Genomic DNA, 21,275 nt, shown 5'->3' with positions numbered 1-21,275 from the left:
AACTTTAGGTCGTACTTACAATGAGACATCGCAAGTCAGGAAGAAAGTTTAATATGAATAGTAGCCACCGTAAGGCGCTATTCAGCAATATGGTTGGTTCGTTAATTAAGCATGAGCTTATCAAAACTACTTTACCTAAGGCTAAAGAGTTAAGAAGTTACGCAGAACCGATTATCACATTGTCCAAAGAAGATTCAGTTGCAAAGAGAAGGTTGGCGTTTGCCAAATTGCGTGATCGCTCTGTAGTAACTAAATTGTTTAATGAGCTGGGACCGCGTTATAAAGATCGTCAAGGTGGATATTTACGTATTATGAAGTGTGGTTTTAGATCCGGCGATTCAGCTCCTATGGCTTATGTTGAATTGGTAGATCGCCCAATAGCTAGCGATAATGCCGAATAAGATTGTCTGACCACTCAAGACATAAAAAAAGCCGGTTTTAAACCGGCTTTTTTTATGTCTTGAGTTTTATGAATACTTTTCGTACTTCAAATATGGGCAGTGCTTTAGGAGGCGCCGGGGTGCTCGGTAAGGGCTTTGCCAGCATGGAGCTGGTATAGGGTCTACATGGACGTATTCACGGCGTCCTTTGACGGGCCTCCCGGTTCCGAATTTTGATCTACGATAGGTATATGTAAATGCATAACAGGATATTGAATTAACCTCTTACTCTTCATGATGAAAATCGTTTCTAGGGTCAAAGTGTGCTGTGAATATGTCTGCAGGCGCTATGCTGGCTTCATGTGCACAAAGCCTTTGTTGCACATCGCGGTTCCTTTTCAAGCGATTCCGAAATTTGAAGTCCTAAAGGTATAAGTAGTAGGTTGGATGTGCTTGACGCTGCATGCGTGCTTTGCTCTTATAAAGAGCAGGCACGTATGCAGGATGGCGATGTCGCTTTGGTAATGGTTTGTTGTTAGCGGATCATTCTTCCAGTAGTTTTGTTTTGTCTGGTTTGCCGTTCCACTCGTCGGCGTTAGGCAGGGGGTCCTTGACTTCGCTGATTACAGGCCATTTCTTTGCGAGATCAGCATTAATTTCGATAAAAATCTCTTGTCCTTCCGGTAGTTCGTCTTCGGCAAAAATGGCTTCAGCTGGGCATTCTGGTTCACAGAGCGTGCAATCGATGCATTCATCGGGGTCGATAACTAGAAAGTTAGGGCCTTCATGGAAGCAGTCGACTGGGCAAACGTCAACGCAGTCGGTATATTTACATTTAATACAATTCTCGGTGACTACAAAGGTCATATTGGTTACCAATTGATGTTGATTAAAATTGCGTATTTAAATGGACTAATCATATCAGAAAGCAGGTTCTGAATGAATCTCTTGAAATTATAAATACATTATACAAAATATCGCTCAAGTTGAGATGAGCATGTTCGATTCGTGTTAAGAAATCTTTTAACTTGACTAATCCTGGCTTTCATGAGAGCTAGGTAATCGCCCTAGTAAATGAAAGTGCATGGCGTTGGTGAGGATTGTGGTCACTCTCCCGGCTGGGTGCCATGAACACGTCCATCTAGGCTCGAATGGCGGCTACTTCTGCCGCCGATTGTCTGTCGAGAGCTGTCGCGCCCTCTTCGGAGTCGGCTTTTTTGCATATCGAAAATTTAGATAAGAACTTCGGGTTTTCGAGCATTAACAATAATTCGGTGGTTTACTATAAAGCATATGAAGTTCATAAGGTATATCAATAGATTATCTAGATGTTACCGTTAGTAAGTATTCACTTCTTGTCTTTGAAAGAAATGGGTTAGGTGGGAAGAAAAAATTATGTATGAATTGCCGTTATTTGCTTACGGGTGAGGCTGGTAAATCGATTCACTCGAGGGTTCTTGATGGTATGCCGGTAATGCGGATTTGCAGTAATAAAGCGGGGAATATGTTTTAAATTCGATCATAAATAATGCTCTTTTTATGGCGGGATCGGAAACTGATTTTGCAGGTTCCGGCGGCAAGGAAAGGAGTCGTCAAGCCTGTAAGGAGGTATTATCGGCGTCCTGCCAAGCGAGTTACTGAATCCTCGGCAACGCTCATGACTCAAGGAGGTTGTTTTTTTGGGATACCTTAGGTTGGGCTGCTTGGTTGTGCTGCGAATTGTTGGGTACGGCAGTTTGGTCTATAAAGATGCGATATGTTTCTTTTTTGTTTCCGATCCAAGGGCTGTTTTGGATATTATCATTTTTATTTTTTCTTTAAGAGAAGAGTCGGCAAATTTTTGCTCTTCGCGTATCGGTCCTTTTAATGCGGTTTTGAAATATTCAATCGCTTGCTCCGGCCGGTCTTTATTTAAGAGATATTGGCCATAGTAAAAGTTGCTTTCTATGCCTTTAGGGTTGATTTGCAGTCCTTTTTTGAGGTATTGCTCGGCTTTTTTGTCGTCACCGAATGCGATGGGCCAGCCAGGTGCCTGATAGTAGAGTGAGCCTAATGTAATAAGCGCGGATCCTTCCAGTGTGTCGGGTTTAATGCTTATGGTTTTTAATAACAGATCTTGTGCTTTGTGAATGGCAGCCAAGGCTTCGATGGGATTTTGATGTTCGGCTCTAGAGGCAATGATGGTGGCTTGCCAAAACATTAATTCTGGGCTGTCTGGGATTTGGTTGGCTAATTCTTTGGTTCTATCCAGTAAGCAAGTATAGGCGTTTTCTTTGTTGCGAATTTTTGAGGAAAAATAAATCGAGGCCCACTCGGCTTCAATCGAGTGAACGATACGGTCAAGCTCGGTAGCGAAGCCTTGGTATGGGAGTAGCAAAAAAACAACAAAAATTAATCTTTTCATGCTGCAAATAATATGGCAAAAAAATCTCTATTTCAATGATATTTATGAAACAAAGTTAATTTATCGCCAATTCGAAAAGGGGTTTGATGATAAGTTGTTGTTGTAATATCGCAAATCATGCGTGACTTCTTGTCCTACCCATTCCGGTTTAATGAAGGCTTGATCGGTTTCTTGTAACTCAATCTCAGCGACAATGAGTCCTTGGTTTTCTCCTTCGAACTCATCGATTTCCCAAATATGCGGGCCTATCGGTATCAAGTGACGGGTTTTTTCAATCAGTGGTTTTCTGCAGAGATTGTTGATTATTTCTTCTGCATCTTGATGAGGAATTTCGTACTCGTATTCATGGCGAAAATTGCCTATTGTGGCGCTTTTAATGTTGAGCCATGCTTTGGTATTGCTGATTCTTACGCGGATTGAAGTGTTCTTTTCCGATGCTAGATACCCTTGTTTGTACTTTATGGATTTGGTGACCGATTTTCGCCAGTCGTTATTAAGTAATAAAAATTTGTGTTCTATTTCGATTGCCATAATTGGAAGGCTATAGAGAGTGGTGGATTAATTGGGTTTCGTAAGTTTTGGGGTGATGCGCCGAAATACTAAGGCATGGGCGACTAGGCATTTCGTTGTAAATTACTTACTATAACCGTCGTAGATCAAAATTCGGCGCATGGGTGTCCGCTAAAGGACGCCGTGAATACTTCCATGTAGACTCTATGACAGCATCCATGCTGCCAAAGCCTTTGCCGAACATCCAGGCCTCCATACGCTAATGCCGAAATTTGAAGTGCGATAGGTATCGTTGCCGAGGAGAAAAATCTGTCCCGCTTCCGACATCCTAGCCAAGCATACACCACACCCTTTTTGATCTCCAAATTGGGATTTGCAGTTATACTCATCGTATATCAAAATTCGGCGCCCGGCTGTCCGTCAAAGGACGCCGTGAATACGTCCCTGTAGGCTCTAGCCAGCTCCATGCTGGCAAAGCCTTTGTCGAACACCCCGACGCCTCCTCTGGTATTGCCGAAATTTGAAATTCGAAAGGTATATAACTGAATCCTTATGCAATAAAAAGTCTATTTTGGTACCATATCGATAAGTAGTCAGATTTCTGTGTTGGGTAACAGCATGCGGCTTCGCGGGCGCCGATCTTTTAAACTATTACCGCATGCATAGTCTTTATTTAATCGGCTGTCAGTGATAAAGTATAAATCTTTATCAAATTACTTGGTTTTTTTCTGCCCGGCATAATGTCGGTTGTTTTTTTACTCAAAATTAGGAGAAATACATGGCTTACGAACTTCCTGCATTACCTTATGCAAAAGATGCATTGGCTCCTCATATTTCGGAGGAGACCTTAGAGTTTCATTATGGAAAGCATCATCAAACCTATGTAACAAACCTCAATAATTTGGTTCCCGGTACCGAATTTGACGGATTGCCTCTCGAGGAAATTGTGGTTAAATCGTCCGGCGGTATTTTCAATAATGCGGCTCAAATCTGGAATCACACTTTTTATTGGAATAGCTTGAGCCCTAATGGCGGAGGCGAACCGACCGGCGATCTGGCAAACGCGATCAACAGAACTTTTGGTTCGTTCGACGAATTTAAAGCGGCTTTTACCAAGTGCGCGGTTACCACCTTCGGGTCGGGGTGGGCATGGCTGGTAAAAAATAAAGACGGTTCCTTGGCCTTGGTGAGTACCAGTAATGCAGGCTGCCCATTGACCGAAGGTCAGACGCCTTTATTGACTTGCGACGTATGGGAGCATGCTTACTACATTGATTACCGTAATGCCCGTCCAGCATACTTGGAGGCATTTTGGGCTCTGGTCAATTGGGATTTTGCGTTGGCTAATTACACGGCTTAATAGCGGCAGTACCAAATAGATTCGACATCGGCTTTATGAATTGAGACGCTGGGTTATGTCGTCTTTCGATAAGCGTCCCGGCGCCGAAATTTGACTATCAAGATCTATGGACCCCAATCGCAGTTCCCGTGGTTGGGGTTTTTTTATGTGTCGGGTTTGGCGGGTAGCATTTGCAAAGCAAGATTAATGCAAAAGGCGATCGACAGCAGCAGTATTCCAAGAGCTAATCCCATTTCGAAATCGCCCTTGCCGGTTTCTAAGGCGATTGCAGTCGTGATTGTGCGGGTAGAGCCTTGAATATTCCCACCGAGCATCATCGCGGCTCCCACCTCGCCGATGGCTCGGCCAAAGCCGGTGATGATGGCAGTCAATAAAATAAAACGGAGCTCGCTGATAATCGGGAATATTTGATCGATAGGGCCTGCGCCGAGCATTTTTAATGTATTCACTAACCGTCGGTCGGCCGACTGAACTCCAACCATGGTCATGTTCATGATGATTGGAAAAATCAAACAAGCCTCGCCTATAATCACGGCTGTTTGAGTATAGAGTAGCTCTAAATCGCCGAAGGGTCCGCGGCGATTCAGCAATCCGTACAATATCAAGCCTATCATAACGGTAGGCATTGCCGATAAGGTGTTTAGCAGATGTTGTAGAATGCGTTTCCCGTGAAAGTCGCTGACCGTCGCCAATATCCCCAGTAAGATTGCGCCAATCCCTGCAGAGACAGTGGCGACAAAGGCAATTTTTAGCGAAGTCCAAACGATAAAAAATATGTCGCGATCGAATTGTATAATGAGCCGGAACGCGGCGGCTAATGCTTCGCTAAAATAAGACATTTAAAAATGAGACGGCGACTTTGGGAGTGGGCTGTATTTCAAGGGCGTAGCCAATCGCCTGACTTGCCGCCGGATTTTTTGAGTAGGCGTACGCCTTGAATGGTCATGCCTCGGTCCACCGCTTTGCACATGTCGTAAACAGTCAGTAACGAGACTTGGGTAGCGGTCAATGCTTCCATTTCGACCCCGGTTTGTCCTCGGGTTTTGACCGTAGTGCGGCAATACACTCGATTTGTGTCATTTTCGATTCCAAGGTTGACTTCGACGTGCGAAATGGGCAATGGGTGGCATAATGGTACAAGGTCGGCAGTCTTTTTACTGGCCATGATGCCCGCTATCCTAGCAATGCCCAGTACATCGCCTTTTTTATGCGTCCCTTGCTCGATGAGTGCTAGTGTCGTCGGGTTCATTTCAATATAGCCCTCGGCGATAGCGACTCTTTCGGTTATATCCTTATTGCCGACATCGACCATGTGGGCTTCGCCGGATTGGTTAAAATGGGTTAATTGGGTCATAGGGTTTAAATGAGATGGTTAAATGGGTATGTGCCTTTATTATCTTATCTTTTCAGTGTAGCGTGAATGATTATGTCAGTTAAAGTTCGTTATTTTGCCAGTTTAAAGGACAGTGTCGGTCGTTCCGATGATATGGTCGATGTGAACGGTGCAGTGACGGTGGCGGAAATTTGGGCGATGGCCAATGCAAACCGGTTGATGCCGGACAATATATTGGCTGCGGTAAACATGGAATATGTCGATATTGAGCATTCGGTTCAAAACGGCGATGAAGTGGCTTTTTTTCCGCCGGTTACGGGAGGCTGAGACGATATGATCAAAATTAGTGCCGATTTATTCGACCCGTGGCATGAGGTCGTAGCGTACCAAGATTCGGCGAAGCATTGGACGGGTAAGTTTGGAGCGACTAATGTGTTCGTCGGGACGATGCGGGATTTTAACGATGGCGATGCGGTAACCGGTATGGTTTTAGAGCACTATCCGGGCATGACCGAAAAGCAGTTGGAAGATATCGTAAAACAAGCGACACGCGATTGGCATTTGCTGGATGCCTTGGTCGTGCATCGGGTTGGCGAAATCAAACCGAATGAACCGATTGTGTTGGTTGCGGTTTGGGCTTCGCATCGGGGTGATGCTTTCGACGCGGGGCGTCAGATCATGGAGGCGCTGAAAAATAAAGCGCCGTTCTGGAAAAAAGAGCGACTGCCAAATGGCGACGAACGCTGGGTGGAACACAACACCGATGGTTATTTGCGCTCTCCAAAAAACGATATGTCGACGATTTTGGGTTGAGAAGGGCGAGGTTTTATACCCTTTGCTGGTCAAATTTCGGCGCCGGGGTGTCCGTCAAAGGACGCCGTGAATACGTCCATGTAGGCTCTGTGACAGCATCCCTGCTGTCAAAGCCTTTGCCGAACACCCCAGCGCCTCCATGCGTCAATGCCGAAATTTGAAGTGCGATGGGTATAAATGTTTTTGGCGAGGCTAAAGCAAATCGAAACGTTTTGGGCGGGTTTAATAACCCGCTCCGCGCGATGTATATCAGCTCTATTTGAAACGACTCAAAAGTCGGGGGAATAATTAGTGTTAGGTTTTTTAACGAAAATGCAAGCAGAATTAGGCGAGTCGGTAAGTTATCGGTTGGCTTTAGGCGAGGATGGCATAGAACTGAATCAATTTATCGGTCGCCCGGTAACGATGCGCTTTACCGGTAAGATTGCTTGCGTTCATTGCGGGCGGGACACCAAAAAAAGTTTTAGCCAGGGTTATTGTTATCCGTGCTTCGTCTCGCTCGCGCAATGCGATATGTGTATTTTAAAACCGGAAAAATGTCACTATCATCAAGGTACTTGTCGCGAACCGGAGTGGGGTGAAACATTTTGTTTTCAGCCGCATTTTGTTTATTTGGCCAATGCTTCCGGTATTAAAGTCGGAATTACACGGCAAACGCAGATTCCGACACGGTGGATCGATCAAGGCGCTATACAGGCATTGCCTATTATGAAAGTGGCCTCGCGCTATGTGTCTGGATTGGTCGAAGTGGCAATGGGTCGATATGTCAGCGATAAAACCAGTTGGCAGCAAATGCTTAAGAACAATACAACGCCGGCTGATTTATGCGCTAAGCGCGATGAGCTTTTGTCATTGTGTCGGGAGGAGTTGGCTGATATCACCGCGCGCTTCGGCGATAGTGCGATCGAATATCTACCGAATGTCGAGCCGGTCGATATCGCTTATCCTGTCCAACGTTATCCGGCAAAAGTAAAATCTTTTAATTTCGATAAGCAAAACGAGGTCGGAGGAGTTTTGGAAGGAATAAAAGGTCAATATTTGCTATTCGATACCGGCGTCATCAATGTTAGAAAATTTTCAGGTTATCAGATCGAATTTTGGGCAGGCTAAAAGCGATAACGTTTTTCTTCCCGGTAGTAGTCCTCGAATCCGACGGTTTCGGTCAATTCCTGGAAACTCAGTGTTTTCGGTGAGTTTTGGCCGGTTTTGAGTCCATGTAACGCGTTTTGCATAGCGACGATTGAAGCATTGAGCAGCGTCAATGGGTAAACGGCAATTTTATAACCCATCGCTTCGAGTTGCTCGTGAGGTAAAAGCGGAGTTTTTCCGCTTTCGATCAAATTAGCGACTTTGTGTCCCGGTACTTCGGCACAATAACGGCGCATTTCTTGTTCGCTTTCAGGAGCTTCCAGAAAATTGATATCGGCACCGATTTCGTGAAACAGATTCGCGCGCAGGATCGCTTCGTCTAAGTCGTGAGTGGCTCTGGCGTCTGTTCGTGCCATGATCAATATATCGGCGCCTTCGTTGCGGGCGTCGACGGCCGCTTGTATCCGCATCGCGGCTTCGTCGCGTCCGACAACCGATTTTCCTCGGGTGTGTCCGCAGCGTTTGGGAGCGATTTGATCTTCAAGCATGATGCAGGCAAAACCGGCTTGAGCATAACCTTGTACGGTTCTCTTGATGTTGAGCGCGTTTCCGAAACCGGTATCGCCGTCGCCCCAGATAGGAATCGACACGGCATTGCAAATATTACGTCCCTGATCGAGCAATTCGGCATAAGAAATCAGGCCTGTATCCGGCAGGCCGAGGCGGTCGGCCGAAACCGCAAAACCGCTCATAAAAGCCGTGCTGAAGCCGGCTTTTTCGCATAGTTTTGCAGATAATGCATCATGACAGCCCGGCATCACGATAATTCCGGGGCGGGCGAGTAACAGGCGTAATTTTTCGGCGGCGTTCATTGGCTTTATTTAAATTGGACAGAGAGTTTTAGTAAGGAATATGCACAAAATAACTTATACAAGCAGTAGGCTTTGTGGCGATTTGGTGACTCGCTTGACAGGACGCCGTGAATACGTCCATGTAGGCTTGACGGCGGCTATCCCGGCCGCCGACACCTGTCAATCGAGCCACCAAATCCCCTTCCAACCATTGTCTAAGTTATTTCATGCTAGTTCCTAAGTCGGTTTCGGTAGTGCTGGTGGAGCGGGGTGTGAGCAATACCGGTAGGTACTCAATGTTATGGGTTATGTGCTGTTGAATTCGATGTATAAGTCACGCGCTTTATAACCCGTCGATTTTGCCATGTTTAGTGATGGTAGTTATGGCATCAAAGTCTTGATTTGTCTTGACGAACAGGGGCAAAACCAGTAGTTTATCTAACCTTTTTTTAAAATAAAACCAAGCGATTCAGTCATGAATGGGTTTTATTGATCACCTGATAGTTAATGCAGAGGGTAATAGTGTGGAGCTAAACGGCGCACAAATTTTGGTTCAAAGTCTCAAAGACGAAGGAGTGGAGTATATATTCGGCTATCCGGGCGGAGCAGTGCTGCATATTTACGACGCTATTTTTCAACAAGACGACGTCAAGCATATTCTGGTGCGCCATGAACAAGGCGCCACTCATGCCGCTGATGCCTACGCGCGAGCGACCGGAAAAACAGGCGTCGTTTTGGTGACTTCCGGTCCGGGAGCTACAAACGCGGTAACCGGTATTGCAACCGCTTACATGGACTCGATTCCAATGGTGGTGATCTCAGGGCAGGTGCCGTCGCCGGTCATCGGTAGCGATGCGTTTCAAGAAGTCGACATGGTGGGAATCAGTCGTCCGTGCGTCAAACATAATTTTTTGGTCAAAGACGTGACCAAGTTGGCCGAAACCATCAAGAAAGCCTTTTATGTTGCGTCGACCGGGCGCCCCGGGCCTGTTGTCGTCGATGTGCCGAAAGACATTACCGACCCGAACATCAAAGTACCGTATAAGTATCCGCGCAAAGTGACTATGCGTTCTTACAATCCGGCCGTCGAAGGGCATAAAGGCCAGATCAAGAAAGCCGTCGAGTTGCTCTTGTCCGCTCAGCGTCCGATGATTTATTCGGGAGGGGGGGTGATCCTCGGCGAGGCAAGTCGGGAATTGATCGAATTGACTCGAACGCTGGGTTACCCGATTACCAATACGCTAATGGGCTTAGGTGCCTATCCCGCCACCGATAAGCAATTCATCGGGATGTTGGGTATGCATGGCACCTACGAGGCGAATATGGGCATGCATGAAAGCGATGTGATTCTTGCCGTCGGCGCACGTTTCGATGACCGGGTTACCGGCAAGCTAGCCGAATTTTGTCCTTACGCCAAAATTATTCATATCGACGTCGATCCGGCATCGATATCGAAAACCGTCAAAGTCGATATACCGATCGTTGGACAAGTCAAACCCGTTCTGACGCAAATGATCGAGCAGATCAAAGAGAGCAAAAAGCAACCATCCAAAAAAGCCTTGGCGGCATGGTGGGAGCAAATCGACAAATGGCGTTCGGTGCAATGCTTGGAATATGATCGCGAAAGTCCGTTAATCAAGCCGCAGTATGTTATCGAGCAGCTTTACGAAGTAACGAAAGGCGATGCTTACATTACTTCGGATGTCGGTCAGCACCAAATGTATGCAGCGCAGTACTACCATTTCGATAAGCCTCGCCGCTGGATCAATTCGGGCGGATTGGGTACGATGGGCTTCGGTTTGCCGGCAGCGATCGGCGTTAAATTGGCGTTCCCGGAGGCGGATGTCGCTTGCGTGACCGGTGAAGCCAGTATTCAAATGTGCATTCAGGAATTGTCGACTGCGCTGCAGTATAAAACGCCGGTTAAGATCATTAATCTGAATAATCGCTACATGGGTATGGTGCGGCAATGGCAGGAGTTTTCTTACGAGAGCCGCTACTCACATTCTTACATGGATACCTTGCCTGACTTCGTCAAGCTGGCCGAGGCTTATGGTCATGTCGGCATGCTGGTCGAAAACAAGGCAGATTTGCGCTCAGCTCTGGAAGAGGCGTTCGCGATGAAAGATAGAACCGTATTCATGGACATCATTACCGACCGTACTGAAAACGTGTATCCAATGATAGAGTCCGGTAAGGGACATCACGATATGAAATTGCGGATTGCTCCAGGTACTCCGACGGACAGGGAGCTGGCATAATGAGGCATATAATCTCCATTTTAATTGAAAATGAAGCCGGCGCTTTATCGAGAGTCGCCGGGCTTTTTTCGGCGCGCGGCTACAACATTGAATCGTTGACCGTCGCACCTACCGAAGACTCAAGTCTGTCGCGCATGACTCTGGTCACGCGAGGCAATGATGATATCATCGAACAAATCACTAAGCAGCTCAATAAGTTGGTCGATGTCGTGAAGCTAATCGATTTGGCGGAATCGGCGCATATCGAACGCGAATTGATGATGGTTAAGGTCAAAACCAGCGAAGCCACGCGCGCCGAAATTAAACGTATCGCCGATATTTTTCGCGGCCGAATAATCGATGTAACACCGATGACTTTCGTGATCGAAATGACCGGAACATCGGATAAATTGGATGCCTTCGTCAAGGCGATCGATGAAACGACTATCATCGAAGTGGTCCGATCGGGTGCTACCGGAATATGCCGGGGCGAAAAAGGGCTGCATCTCTAGATTTTACTGCCATTTAAGTTAAGCCGTTCATGGTGAGCCTGTCGAGCCAAGGACGGCTTAACTTATCGACTCGGACTTTTCCGCTCACCCTTCCACAAAGCTCTCTTGAGTGCAGCCGAAGGGCTCAGGGCGAACTGAAAAGTCCTTAACTTAATGGCAGTGATATCTAGACTTCAAAGCAAACATTATTCATAAAACAAAACGAGAAAACACATGCAAGTTTATTACGATAAAGACGCAGATCTTTCGATCATCAAAAGTAAAAAAGTAGCGATCATCGGCTACGGTTCTCAAGGTCATGCGCATGCCAACAATTTAAAAGACTCGGGTGTCGATGTCGTCGTAGGTCTGCGCGCGGGCTCTCCCTCGGTAGCCAAGGCCGAAGCTTCAGGCTTGACGGTTAAATCGGTTCCCGAAGCGGTGGCGAGTGCCGATGTCGTGATGATTCTGACGCCGGATGAATTCCAAGCGCAATTATACAAAGCCGAAATCGAACCGAATTTGAAACAAGGCGCAGCATTGGCGTTCGCGCACGGCTTTTCGATTTTGTATAACCAAATCGTCCCGCGTGCCGACCTCGATGTGATTATGATTGCTCCGAAAGCTCCCGGCCATACTGTTCGTTCCGAATTCGTCCGGGGCGGCGGTATTCCCGATTTAATCGCGATTCAGCAGGATGCCTCCGGTACCGCAAAGAGTATTTGTTTGTCTTACGCTTCGGCCATCGGCGGCGGTCGTTCCGGCATCATCGAAACGACCTTCCGTGATGAAACCGAAACCGATTTGTTCGGCGAGCAAGCCGTATTGTGCGGTGGTGCGGTTGAGTTAGTCAAAGCCGGATTCGAGACACTGGTTGAAGCCGGATACGAGCCGGAAATGGCATATTTTGAGTGTTTGCACGAATTGAAATTGATCGTCGATCTGATGTACGAAGGCGGTATCGCGAACATGAACTATTCGATTTCGAACAATGCGGAATACGGCGAGTACGTGACCGGTCCTAGAGTCATCAACGAAGAAAGCCGTTATGCCATGCGCGAGGCGTTGGAAAACATTCAAAAAGGCGAATACGCGAAAAGATTCATTATGGAAGGCATGACCGGTTATCCGGAAATGACGGCAAGACGTCGCCTAAATGCCGAGCATCCGATCGAAATCGTCGGTGAAAAACTGCGCAGTATGATGCCATGGATTAGCGCCAATAAAATCGTCGACAAGTCGAAGAACTAATCGTATAGCGTTTACGAGGCATGCGAGAGCGGCAAAAAAGCCGCTCTCGCATTTTTTAGACTTCGCGGGTCCACGTTTTCGTGTAACTGACGCGCTCTTTTGTCCTGTAGCGTACTTATTTAATGTTTGTCCCTTAAATAACTTTGGCGTTAAACGAAATAGGCATCACAGTAGTAATTATTCACATCCCCCTATCATTCCCACGCTTCAGCGCTCGCCGTTATACATAAGAAGAACCGGTAAACTTGCTGAACAAAGGTTATCGAATATTTGGGAACTGTGCTGTTTGATAAAATTGCGGATATTAATATTAAAAGGATAGTCGCGACGTAGGCGTCGCTCCCACAGAGAGCGGCGGACGCTCTGTGGGAGCGATCCCCTGATCGCGATCTCGAGGCCGAAAGTGTCAAGTAACAATAAATGGTATCGAGGTCTCATTGGTTAAGATTGCAAAAAGGTAATTTTTGACTTATGTATAACGATGAGCGCAGAGCTTGGGAACGATAAATAGGGAAGTTTTTTATACCAAATCCTAAACGAAATTTGCATCAAAGTATGTGTTTAGCCGTTACGTAACACAAATGATTCGTCTCCGGATCTATTTTCCAAGTCGCTATTAATTCATGAGTGCTTTTTCGGCTCATTGTATAATCTGCGGTATTGTTTTATTGCAAATGTTGCAACAGTAGATGAAAAATATGACGCCTGAAAAATCTTCCACGCCTCGCCGCCGCGGTATTTATTTATTACCCAATTTGTTTACGACAGGCGCGTTGTTCGCCGGTTTTTACGCGATTACATCCGCGATGGGCGGGCGATACGAAACCGCAGCCGTAGCGATTTTTGCCGCCATGATTCTAGACGGGCTCGACGGGCGCGTGGCGCGTTTGACAAATACGCAAAGCAAATTCGGCGTCGAATACGATAGCTTATCCGATATGATATCGTTCGGCGCCGCTCCTGCGTTGGTAATGTACCTCTGGGCGTTTTCCAGCTTGGGTAAGCTAGGCCTATTTGCGGCATTCGTGCACATGGCCGGCGGCGCGTTGAGATTGGCACGTTTTAACGCGCAAGTCGAAACCGACGACAAACGCTATTTCCAAGGCTTGCCGAGTCCCGCCGCCGCCGCAATATTGGCCGGCTTTATCTGGATTTCGATCGAATACGATTACGATATCGATGCGCTAAAGTATGCGGCCTTGATTTTAACGATTGCAACCGGCTTGTTGATGGTTAGTAATTTTCGTTATTTCAGTTTTAAAGGCATAGACTGGAAGGGGAAGGTGCCTTTCGTCGTCGCGATTGCCGTGATGTTGGGAGTTGCATTTGTGATGGCGCAGCCGCAAACCATGTTGTTTTTGTTGTCTTTAGGGTATGCGATTTCCGGACCGGTTTTTACCTTGGTCATGCGTCGCCGCAGACTTCATAGAAAGACTTAGGAATATGCGCAAAATAACTGCTACAAGTAATAGGCTTTGCGGCGATTCGGTGACTCGCTTGACAGGACGCCGTGAATACTTCCATGTAGGCTTGACGGCGGCTTTCCCTGCCGCCGACACCTGTCAATCGAGCCACCGAACCCCCTTCCAGAAGTTGTCGAAGTTATTTCATGCTCGATCCTTAACAAATTTCTTGAGGCAAAAAACACAATCGCGTATAGTCCAACTCATGAAATTTCACTTCTCTATTACCGCCAGCAATTCGACAAGCACCGTTTTCGGTGCTGCTTTTTCGGCGCCGTTCAAACCAACTCTTCTTTTTCTGCTGCTGCCCTAGCGGGCACATACTTTATTCTCCTCCCCCGTAATACACAATCCTTACTAATCAGTTTCCTTAACATCAAATTTCTTGATGAACGGAGTTCTCATGAAAGACAAATTAATTATTTTTGATACGACTTTGCGCGATGGCGAGCAGAGTCCGGGGGCGTCGATGACGCGCGATGAAAAAGTCCGAATTGCAAAAGCGCTGGAAAGAATGAAAGTCGATGTGATCGAAGCAGGGTTTCCTGCCGCGAGTCCGGGCGATTTCGAAGCGGTCGAGGCGGTCGCGAAGGCGGTTAAAAACAGCACCGTTTGCGGATTGGCGAGGGCTTTGGACAAAGATATCGACAAAGCCGGTATGGCTTTGAAAGGCGCTGAAAGTTCGCGCATTCATACTTTTATCGCAACCTCGCCGATCCATATGCAAATGAAATTGCAGATGCAGCCGGAACAAGTGATCGAGTTGGCCGTTAAAGCCGTCAAACGCGCACTACAATATACCGATAACGTCGAATTCTCGCCCGAGGACGCAGGGCGTTCAGAGGAAGATTTTTTGTGCCGTATCTTGGAGGCGGTCATTGATGCCGGTGCGACTACGCTGAACATACCCGATACGGTCGGTTACAGTGTTCCTCATCAATTCGGCGCGACAATCGGTAACTTGATTCAACGGATACCGAATTCCGATAAGGCGATTTTCTCGGTGCATTGTCACAACGATTTGGGCTTGGCGGTTGCCAATTCTTTAGCAGCGGTGATGAACGGCGCACGCCAGGTCGAATGCACGATCAACGGACTTGGCGAGCGTGCCGGCAATGCCGCGTTGGAAGAGGTCGTGATGGCGGTAAGAACGCGCCAAGATGTTTTTCCGTGCGACACTACGCTCGATACGACAGAAATCATGACTTGTTCGCGTTTGATCTCGACGATAACCGGTTTCCCTGTGCAACCGAACAAAGCGATCGTCGGCGCGAATGCCTTCGCGCATGAATCCGGCATTCATCAGGACGGCGTGCTGAAAAGCCGCGAGACTTATGAAATCATGCGCGCCGAGGATGTCGGCTGGGCCGCAAACCGGATGGTGTTGGGTAAACATTCCGGCCGCAATGCTTTCAAGACCCGTATGACCGAACTCGGTTTCGAGTTCACCTCGGAAGAAGAATTGAACGAAGCGTTTTTCCGTTTCAAACAACTGGCCGACAAAAAACACGAGATCTTCGATGAGGATTTGCAGGCCTTGATTTCCGAAGTCAGCATTAGCGGCGAGGATGAATACATCAAATTGATCGCGTTAAGCGTTTGCTCCGAAACAGGAGAAGTGCCGACGGCGCGGGTTACTTTACGCATCGATAATCAAGAAATGACAGGCAGTTCGAACGGTAGCGGTGCGGTCGACGCCAGTCTGAAAGCGATTGAAAGTCTAGTCAATACACACGCCATTCTGGAATTGTATTCGGTCAACAATATTACCAACGGCACCGATTCGCAAGGGGAAGTTACGATACGCCTCGATAAGGCAGGGCGCATCGTCAATGGCTTGGGTGCCGATACCGACATCGTCATCGCTTCAGCGAAAGCCTATATCAATGCGGTCAATAAATTGCAAGCGCCTAATCAGCGCCGGCACCCGCAAAAAGGCGATGTTTAAGCTTCCTTTTCCTATCCGCTCGCGCACTTCCGAATTATACTCAATACGACAGTGCGCTGAGCACACTCCAAACGATGTTGGATACTGAGATTCGACTTCATTACCTAAAAGCGATCGGGATCGATGTTTGGGTTTCCCGTCAAGCACCGGTTGGTGATCGAATAAACTCCGGGGTAAGTGATTTCGCGGCGCCGCAAACGGCCGTATCCGCTCTACTCGGTGATGTTCAAAAAACAGCGACACCGGTTGCGCCTGACCTCCCCCTTGTTCCTGAAGTCGAAGCGCAGCCGAAATTGTCCGATTCCAAAACAACTTGGGCGGATTTACAAAATGAAGTGTCGGAATGCCGACAATGCACACTATGCGAAAGTCGGACGCAAACCGTGTTCGGCAGCGGTTCGGCAAGTTCGGGGTGGATGGTCGTCGGCGAAGCGCCAGGCGAAAGCGAGGATCGTCAAGGTGAGCCGTTTGTCGGCAGGGCCGGTCAATTGCTAACCGAAATGCTAAGAGCCATTGGCTTAAAGCGCGATGACGTTTTTATCACCAATATTCTAAAATGCAGGCCGCCGAATAACCGTGATCCTTTAACGACCGAAGTCGAAGCATGTAGCGACTATTTACATCGTCAAATCGCTTGGCTAAAGCCGAAAATTATTCTGGCGGTCGGGCGCGTTTCCGCACAAAATTTACTCAAAACCGACAAGAACATCGGCCAGCTCAGAGGGACGGTACATTCATTGGACGGCATTCCTCTGGTTGTGGTATATCATCCGGCTTATCTGCTGAGGTCACCGCTAGAAAAGCGTAAAGCCTGGCAGGATCTACAATTGGCTATAGCTAAATTTGACGAAATTAAAGGTTGAGCATGCGGGAGTTATTACAACGATTTAAAGATATTGTCGTTTACGATGCCGATCGTGAGTTTTACGCAAAAATTTTTCCGGATTCGGTATCTAGGGATGATTTGTTAAGGATGCGGCGCATGACCGGCAAAGACTTAAGCGCCGTCTTAACGATAGAAAATACTAACTACGATTTTCCATGGAGTGAAGGCGTTTTTAAAGACTGCTTCAAAGCGGGCTACAGTTGTTGGGTCTGTGAAGACGTCGATAGAATATTGGGCTACAGCATTGTTTCGATCGCGGTTGGCGAAGCGCACATTTTGAATATTTCGGTCGCGCCGGAAGACCAAGGACAAGGTGTCGGCCGTAAAATGTTAACGCACCTAGTCGACGTCGCTAGATGGTATAAAACCGAAACCGTCTTTTTGGAGGTCCGTCCTTCCAATATTGGCGCCATTGCGTTGTATCAAAAAATGGGCTTTAATGAAATCGGTATCCGTAAGGATTATTACCCTGCTCAAGAAGGGCGGGAAGACGCATTAATGCTGGCGTTGGAGTTGTTTTATTGAAGGTATTTCAATGCCGGTTCCTAAACAATAATCGTCGATTCTTCTGGATTCGCTGATTGAATAACCGAGTTCTGCTATGTAGAAGAGGCTGCGATGGACATCGAACGAAATAGATTCCAACGTTTAGGAATATGCGCAAAATAACTTCTACAAGTAGTAGGCTTTGTGGCGGCTATCAGATTGCCATGGATGGTATGACTGCAGATTTTGTATTACGCCATGGATGGCGTGTATTAAGGCAATGCAGGAGCAATTGTCGAGGAGAAAAAGTCAGCCCTGCCGGCGACACCTGTCAATCGAGCCATCGCCCCCCCTTCCAAAAGGTGTCGAAGTTATTTCATACTCGTTCCTTAGTGACTTTCGTGTGTGTCCAGTTATTGATGGTGTTATCTGCTTGCCAAACCGGGCAATTCGGAGGCGGTATTCATGGTCAATTCGATGATCCTTGTGCGTTAATGGCAGCTAGGGATTGCTTACGTAGTTTGATGCGTTCGATGAGCCATGAGGTTTACGATCAAAAACTCAATGCCTTAGAGGTCGAAGACGAGCGGCGGCGGCAAGCTTTGCAAATGGCTGACAGAATCAAAAGCGTGAGCCGCTATATACAAGACTTGCCCGGCAAGGATAATTATCTTGAGCTCGATGACGACGAAAAAGCGGTTTTTTCAATGTTGGCCGTCCGATTGGACGCGCAAGCCGAGGGCATTCGGCGTTTGGCGAAAGCGTACCGGATTAGAGCATTGAATGCCTCACTCGATCGAGTCGCAGAGACTTGCAACGAATGCCACAGCCGTTTTCAAATTCATTGAGTGAAGGAAATAGGTAGATGCGGCATGGAGTTTTACAGGCCAAGCGTTCGGGATTTTTAGCTCGCGCCTGCTTTTTCGGTGCGCTGACAATCCATGCATTGAGTTCGGAAGGCGCGGAAGAGCTCGACCCGCAAGAGGAAATTCGCCAATTGCGGCAGCAAGCCAGTGAAATTATGAAACGCCTGGAATATTTGGAAGCCAAGCTAGAAGCCCGGCAACAAGCTCCGGTTCCATCTGAAGGGCCTGTCGAATCAGCCGATTCAATGTCAATTGAAAGTGCAACGGAAACCTTGGCGACCGGTGTCGTCGATGTTGCCGGAGAAAAAACGATGCAGGAGGGCGATGGCCTGTTGGAGCTGAAAGCCTTGGATACGGTGTTGACGGTTGGCGGACGTTTGACATTGGATGCTTTTCAAATGTGGCCCGATACCCCATTGCGAAGAACTTACGAGGCTCCGCTCGACCGTTCCGGAAAAAACGGTCAATTTAATAGTCATCTCCGCGAGACCCGGCTCTGGATTAAAAGCCGAACGCCCACTCGTTTCGGCATGCTCCGTGCATTGGTTGAAACCGACTTCGCCGGAACGCCGGGAAACGAGATTCTGACTAATTCGCATCAGATTCGTTTGCGCCATGCCTATTTTCAACTGGACGGCTTGACGGTCGGACAGACTTGGTCCTCGTTTCAATTGAACGAGACTGCGGATGTTATAGTCGACCCGACCATCATGGGTTTCATTCGTCAGCCTCAGATTCGCTGGAGCTGGGATGGCGATTGGCTCTCCTACGATGTATCGGTGGAAAATCCCGAGACGACGCTGACCGATCCTTGGGGCAGGCAAGTGCTGCCTTCCGACGATCGCTGGCCGGATTTGGTCGGGCGTATCCGGCATCAAGCCGACTGGGGTTCGGCGACGATGGCGGTAATGATGCGCGATATCCGGCAGGATAAAACGACCTTGAGCAATGGCTTGCAGCTCGACAATACCGATTCTAAACTGAGTTGGTCGACCAGCGGTTCGGCACTGATCAAAACCTGGGATAAGGACGATATCCGTTTGGGTTACGTTTACGGTAACGGCTTGGGTCGTTATGTGGCCGCCAATACCTTCAGCGATGCGACTATTAATGCACGAGGCGAAATCGATCTGCAGACGAGTTGGGGCGCTTATGCGGCTTACCGGCATTGGTGGAGTCCGGAATGGCGGTCTACCTTACTGTATTCGATGGCAGCGACCGATAATAATCCGGGAACGACCGGTACCGCTAATAAGCGGGTCGGGTCATGGCAAGCCAATTTGTTTTGGATGCCGATCGAAGAGGTCCTGTTCGGATTGGAGTACATGCGCTACCGCCGCGATCTCGAAAACGGCAGTCAAGGCGGTTTCGACATGATTTATTTCAGGGCTTTGTATAACTTCTAACGAGACTTTGCGGCTCGCCGGCCCGGTTGCTTGCGTTGTTTATTTCCGAAGCCGGTATGTTTGGTTGTAAATCGCTGCGTCCGCTGAAAATCTTGGAAACGGAGCGTTAGCGAAGTGAAGATTTTTAGCCCCCGATAGCCGTAGCGCCGGGTGTTTTGCCGGAGTCTGCGCGAATAGCGCAGGCGGAGGCAAAATACAAGGCATCGCGACACGGCGTAAAGCCATTTGTGGGAGTGCTACGGAGCCGCATCGAGTTTACGATGATGTGGCGTAGTGGCACGGACGCAGGGCGAATCGGGGCCGCCGAAGGCAATAATCGCCAAGTCATTTTTCGCTGCTGAAATCGGACGGACCCCATTTCAGCTTTCGCGAAAAATCTTGGCGCGCTTGTTGGCGGGGGCGGAGTCGACGGTGCCTTTCGGCTGGAACGTCGGTATCAAGTGTTTTTTACCGTGTCTCATTCCCAAGTTCTTCTTGGGAATGCTTACCTTTAAGCTCTGCTTATCGTTCGCCAAGCGGAGCTTGACGGTAGACACTCTCAAACAAGAGTCTACCTCGTCCCATACGTTTGAAACCAACATGAAGGTAAAACCTAACGTTCTTTCAATTAGACTTGGTTTCACAGTTCATTTTCTGTAATTCCTGCAACTTTCATAAAATGCTAAAGCAAACCGATTTTCAAATCTTCATTGCCATGTATAGGTAACGAAATACGGCAGCAATTCCCAGTTTGAGCAGTTTCGCCGATTTTAGGGTGTGGGGTATGCCTGTCGAGGAAGGCCGTAAACCCATCCATGGGGGCTTGGCGGCAGCTCCCTGCTGCCGACATCCTCGCCAAGCATACCCCACACCCTTTTTGATCTCCAAATTGGGAATTGCTGGAAATACGGGCGGGATTACCGGGTTTCATGTACACATGGTGGCTACCGTTTACCCGAACACAATGCCACCCTTGATTTTCCAGAATCTTGGCAAATTGTGTTTGCCGGAGATTGCTTTCACACGGCAAGCTCCAGCACCCTGTCATTCTTGGAGATTTCAATTTGTTCCAAGTCAACAGAAAGGCAGCCTTCCACGGCCTCATATAAATTTGAGAGTAGTTCTTCAAAAGTATCGCCTTGTGTGGCGCACCCTTGAATTGCAGGTACTTCCGCCCAAAAACCACCTTCTTCCGCAGGATGAATAATTACTTTTAATTTCATGTCTGGCTCCTTATTGCTGATTGGGAACGGGCACATCTTAAAACTTCTTGAGCGGGACGGGGTATGTGCTTCGTTCCAAACGTTTCAATCCAAGTCCTGATTAGCAAGTTTCTTCAGCTAAAGCCCAAAGATCAGCATATCCCCAGCAGGACGGTGTTCGTAAGTCATGCGCGTCAAGCTAAAAACGGCCAACCCACATCACGCTCTTTCCCAAGCTCCGGCTTGGGAAAGATACACAGGAAGCTCCAGCTTCCTGAGACCGACACAACCTCCGCACATTCTCAATCAACCCCGAC

At 47.9% G+C, this 21,275-nt stretch carries 22 protein-coding genes; 14 read left to right on the top strand and 8 right to left on the bottom strand.

The window, feature by feature from the left end; genetic code table 11:
• The first annotated feature begins 20 nt into the window (after positions 1–20).
• Positions 21–401 (top strand): 50S ribosomal protein L17, encoded by a 381-nt coding sequence (gene rplQ / locus METBU_RS0111330; RefSeq protein WP_026130170.1) that lies wholly within the window; start codon positions 21–23, stop codon positions 399–401.
• Between the two features lie 522 nt (positions 402–923).
• Here the strand turns inward: rplQ and fdxA are convergent.
• From fdxA to METBU_RS0111310, 3 genes are all read right to left on the bottom strand, one after another.
• Complete coding sequence (gene fdxA, locus METBU_RS0111325) at positions 924–1,247, bottom strand: ferredoxin FdxA (protein WP_017840737.1); 324 nt, start codon at positions 1,245–1,247, stop codon at positions 924–926.
• Between the two features lie 874 nt (positions 1,248–2,121).
• Entirely contained in the window at positions 2,122–2,784 is a 663-nt protein-coding gene (locus METBU_RS23990; protein ID WP_017840735.1) for a tetratricopeptide repeat protein, read from the bottom strand.
• Between the two features lie 60 nt (positions 2,785–2,844).
• Positions 2,845–3,315, bottom strand: coding sequence for a CYTH domain-containing protein (locus METBU_RS0111310; RefSeq protein WP_017840734.1), 471 nt, complete (start codon positions 3,313–3,315; stop codon positions 2,845–2,847).
• Between the two features lie 757 nt (positions 3,316–4,072).
• Between METBU_RS0111310 and sodB the strand changes: the two genes are divergently transcribed.
• A complete protein-coding gene (sodB, locus tag METBU_RS0111305) occupies positions 4,073–4,654 on the top strand; it encodes a superoxide dismutase [Fe] (RefSeq protein ID WP_017840733.1) in 582 nt (193 codons plus the stop codon).
• Positions 4,655–4,797: 143 nt separating this feature from the next.
• On the opposite strand, the gene METBU_RS0111300 is transcribed toward sodB, so the two are convergent.
• Both METBU_RS0111300 and moaC read right to left on the bottom strand, forming a co-directional pair.
• Positions 4,798–5,493 (bottom strand): ABC transporter permease, encoded by a 696-nt coding sequence (locus METBU_RS0111300; protein WP_017840732.1) that lies wholly within the window; start codon positions 5,491–5,493, stop codon positions 4,798–4,800.
• 38 nt (positions 5,494–5,531) lie between these two features.
• Positions 5,532–6,008, bottom strand: coding sequence for a cyclic pyranopterin monophosphate synthase MoaC (moaC, locus tag METBU_RS0111295; RefSeq protein WP_017840731.1), 477 nt, complete (start codon positions 6,006–6,008; stop codon positions 5,532–5,534).
• A gap of 72 nt (positions 6,009–6,080) precedes the next feature.
• Here moaC and moaD point away from each other — a divergent pair, with 72 nt between their 5' ends.
• The 3 genes from moaD to METBU_RS0111280 all read left to right on the top strand — a co-directional run bounded on the left by moaD (position 6,081) and on the right by METBU_RS0111280 (position 7,910).
• On the top strand, positions 6,081–6,314 hold the full coding sequence (gene moaD, locus METBU_RS0111290) for a molybdopterin converting factor subunit 1 (protein ID WP_017840730.1): 234 nt from the start codon (positions 6,081–6,083) through the stop codon (positions 6,312–6,314).
• 6 nt (positions 6,315–6,320) lie between these two features.
• Positions 6,321–6,800, top strand: a complete 480-nt coding sequence (locus tag METBU_RS0111285; protein WP_017840729.1) for a molybdenum cofactor biosynthesis protein MoaE — start codon at positions 6,321–6,323, stop codon at positions 6,798–6,800.
• Between the two features lie 312 nt (positions 6,801–7,112).
• Positions 7,113–7,910, top strand: coding sequence for a DUF2797 domain-containing protein (locus tag METBU_RS0111280; protein ID WP_017840728.1), 798 nt, complete (start codon positions 7,113–7,115; stop codon positions 7,908–7,910).
• Here METBU_RS0111280 and METBU_RS0111275 read toward each other — a convergent pair.
• Positions 7,907–8,761: an isocitrate lyase/PEP mutase family protein gene (locus METBU_RS0111275; protein ID WP_017840727.1), complete on the bottom strand. Its 855-nt coding sequence runs from the start codon at positions 8,759–8,761 to the stop codon at positions 7,907–7,909. The genes METBU_RS0111280 and METBU_RS0111275 overlap by 4 nt on opposite strands.
• Positions 8,762–9,264: 503 nt before the next feature.
• On the opposite strand from METBU_RS0111275, the gene METBU_RS0111270 reads away from it, so the two are divergent.
• The 9 genes from METBU_RS0111270 (at position 9,265) to METBU_RS0111225 (ending at position 19,777) form a co-directional block, all read left to right on the top strand.
• Complete coding sequence (locus tag METBU_RS0111270; RefSeq protein ID WP_026130169.1) at positions 9,265–11,001, top strand: acetolactate synthase 3 large subunit; 1,737 nt, start codon at positions 9,265–9,267, stop codon at positions 10,999–11,001.
• Positions 11,001–11,492, top strand: a complete 492-nt coding sequence (gene ilvN / locus METBU_RS0111265; RefSeq protein ID WP_017840725.1) for an acetolactate synthase small subunit — start codon at positions 11,001–11,003, stop codon at positions 11,490–11,492. Before METBU_RS0111270 ends, ilvN begins: the two co-directional genes overlap by 1 nt.
• Positions 11,493–11,705: 213 nt before the next feature.
• Positions 11,706–12,722: a ketol-acid reductoisomerase gene (ilvC, locus tag METBU_RS0111260; RefSeq protein ID WP_017840724.1), complete on the top strand. Its 1,017-nt coding sequence runs from the start codon at positions 11,706–11,708 to the stop codon at positions 12,720–12,722.
• Between the two features lie 698 nt (positions 12,723–13,420).
• Entirely contained in the window at positions 13,421–14,161 is a 741-nt protein-coding gene (gene pssA / locus METBU_RS0111255; protein WP_026130168.1) for a CDP-diacylglycerol--serine O-phosphatidyltransferase, read from the top strand.
• A gap of 427 nt (positions 14,162–14,588) precedes the next feature.
• Entirely contained in the window at positions 14,589–16,133 is a 1,545-nt protein-coding gene (locus METBU_RS0111245; protein ID WP_017840721.1) for a 2-isopropylmalate synthase, read from the top strand.
• Between the two features lie 74 nt (positions 16,134–16,207).
• On the top strand, positions 16,208–16,996 hold the full coding sequence (locus METBU_RS0111240; protein ID WP_017840720.1) for a uracil-DNA glycosylase: 789 nt from the start codon (positions 16,208–16,210) through the stop codon (positions 16,994–16,996).
• A 2-nt stretch (positions 16,997–16,998) separates the two neighbouring features.
• Positions 16,999–17,544, top strand: coding sequence for a ribosomal protein S18-alanine N-acetyltransferase (gene rimI / locus METBU_RS0111235; RefSeq protein ID WP_017840719.1), 546 nt, complete (start codon positions 16,999–17,001; stop codon positions 17,542–17,544).
• Positions 17,545–17,897: 353 nt separating this feature from the next.
• The gene (locus METBU_RS0111230; protein ID WP_138767074.1) at positions 17,898–18,353 is read left to right on the top strand and encodes a hypothetical protein; all 456 of its coding nucleotides are present in this window, start codon (positions 17,898–17,900) and stop codon (positions 18,351–18,353) included.
• Positions 18,354–18,370: 17 nt separating this feature from the next.
• Positions 18,371–19,777 (top strand): DcaP family trimeric outer membrane transporter, encoded by a 1,407-nt coding sequence (locus METBU_RS0111225; RefSeq protein WP_017840717.1) that lies wholly within the window; start codon positions 18,371–18,373, stop codon positions 19,775–19,777.
• 661 nt (positions 19,778–20,438) lie between these two features.
• On the opposite strand, the gene METBU_RS29135 is transcribed toward METBU_RS0111225, so the two are convergent.
• Positions 20,439–20,804, bottom strand: a complete 366-nt coding sequence (locus METBU_RS29135) for a type II toxin-antitoxin system HicA family toxin (protein ID WP_328285802.1) — start codon at positions 20,802–20,804, stop codon at positions 20,439–20,441.
• Complete coding sequence (locus METBU_RS0111215) at positions 20,776–20,979, bottom strand: type II toxin-antitoxin system HicB family antitoxin (protein WP_017840715.1); 204 nt, start codon at positions 20,977–20,979, stop codon at positions 20,776–20,778. Before METBU_RS0111215 ends, METBU_RS29135 begins: the two co-directional genes overlap by 29 nt.
• Positions 20,980–21,275 lie beyond the last annotated feature (296 nt).

It is taken from the genome of Methylotuvimicrobium buryatense 5G (assembly GCF_000341735.1).
Lineage (GTDB): Bacteria > Pseudomonadota > Gammaproteobacteria > Methylococcales > Methylomonadaceae > Methylotuvimicrobium > Methylotuvimicrobium buryatense.
The sequence above is the reverse complement of the archived record's forward strand: the minus strand, read 5'-3'. Positions and strand labels throughout refer to the sequence as shown.

Coding starts and splice junctions, on each gene's coding strand:
- METBU_RS0111245 (WP_017840721.1), top strand. CDS start 14,589: ATGAAAGACAAATTAATTATTTTTGATACGACTTTGCGCGATGGCGAG.
- METBU_RS0111275 (WP_017840727.1), bottom strand. CDS start 8,761: ATGAACGCCGCCGAAAAATTACGCCTGTTACTCGCCCGCCCCGGAATT.
- METBU_RS0111300 (WP_017840732.1), bottom strand. CDS start 5,493: ATGTCTTATTTTAGCGAAGCATTAGCCGCCGCGTTCCGGCTCATTATA.
- METBU_RS0111225 (WP_017840717.1), top strand. CDS start 18,371: ATGCGGCATGGAGTTTTACAGGCCAAGCGTTCGGGATTTTTAGCTCGC.
- pssA (WP_026130168.1), top strand. CDS start 13,421: ATGACGCCTGAAAAATCTTCCACGCCTCGCCGCCGCGGTATTTATTTA.
- sodB (WP_017840733.1), top strand. CDS start 4,073: ATGGCTTACGAACTTCCTGCATTACCTTATGCAAAAGATGCATTGGCT.
- rplQ (WP_026130170.1), top strand. CDS start 21: ATGAGACATCGCAAGTCAGGAAGAAAGTTTAATATGAATAGTAGCCAC.
- METBU_RS0111240 (WP_017840720.1), top strand. CDS start 16,208: ATGTTGGATACTGAGATTCGACTTCATTACCTAAAAGCGATCGGGATC.
- METBU_RS0111280 (WP_017840728.1), top strand. CDS start 7,113: ATGCAAGCAGAATTAGGCGAGTCGGTAAGTTATCGGTTGGCTTTAGGC.
- METBU_RS0111285 (WP_017840729.1), top strand. CDS start 6,321: ATGATCAAAATTAGTGCCGATTTATTCGACCCGTGGCATGAGGTCGTA.
- rimI (WP_017840719.1), top strand. CDS start 16,999: ATGCGGGAGTTATTACAACGATTTAAAGATATTGTCGTTTACGATGCC.
- METBU_RS0111215 (WP_017840715.1), bottom strand. CDS start 20,979: ATGAAATTAAAAGTAATTATTCATCCTGCGGAAGAAGGTGGTTTTTGG.
- ilvC (WP_017840724.1), top strand. CDS start 11,706: ATGCAAGTTTATTACGATAAAGACGCAGATCTTTCGATCATCAAAAGT.
- fdxA (WP_017840737.1), bottom strand. CDS start 1,247: ATGACCTTTGTAGTCACCGAGAATTGTATTAAATGTAAATATACCGAC.
- moaC (WP_017840731.1), bottom strand. CDS start 6,008: ATGACCCAATTAACCCATTTTAACCAATCCGGCGAAGCCCACATGGTC.
- METBU_RS23990 (WP_017840735.1), bottom strand. CDS start 2,784: ATGAAAAGATTAATTTTTGTTGTTTTTTTGCTACTCCCATACCAAGGC.
- moaD (WP_017840730.1), top strand. CDS start 6,081: ATGTCAGTTAAAGTTCGTTATTTTGCCAGTTTAAAGGACAGTGTCGGT.
- ilvN (WP_017840725.1), top strand. CDS start 11,001: ATGAGGCATATAATCTCCATTTTAATTGAAAATGAAGCCGGCGCTTTA.
- METBU_RS29135 (WP_328285802.1), bottom strand. CDS start 20,804: ATGACAGGGTGCTGGAGCTTGCCGTGTGAAAGCAATCTCCGGCAAACA.
- METBU_RS0111310 (WP_017840734.1), bottom strand. CDS start 3,315: ATGGCAATCGAAATAGAACACAAATTTTTATTACTTAATAACGACTGG.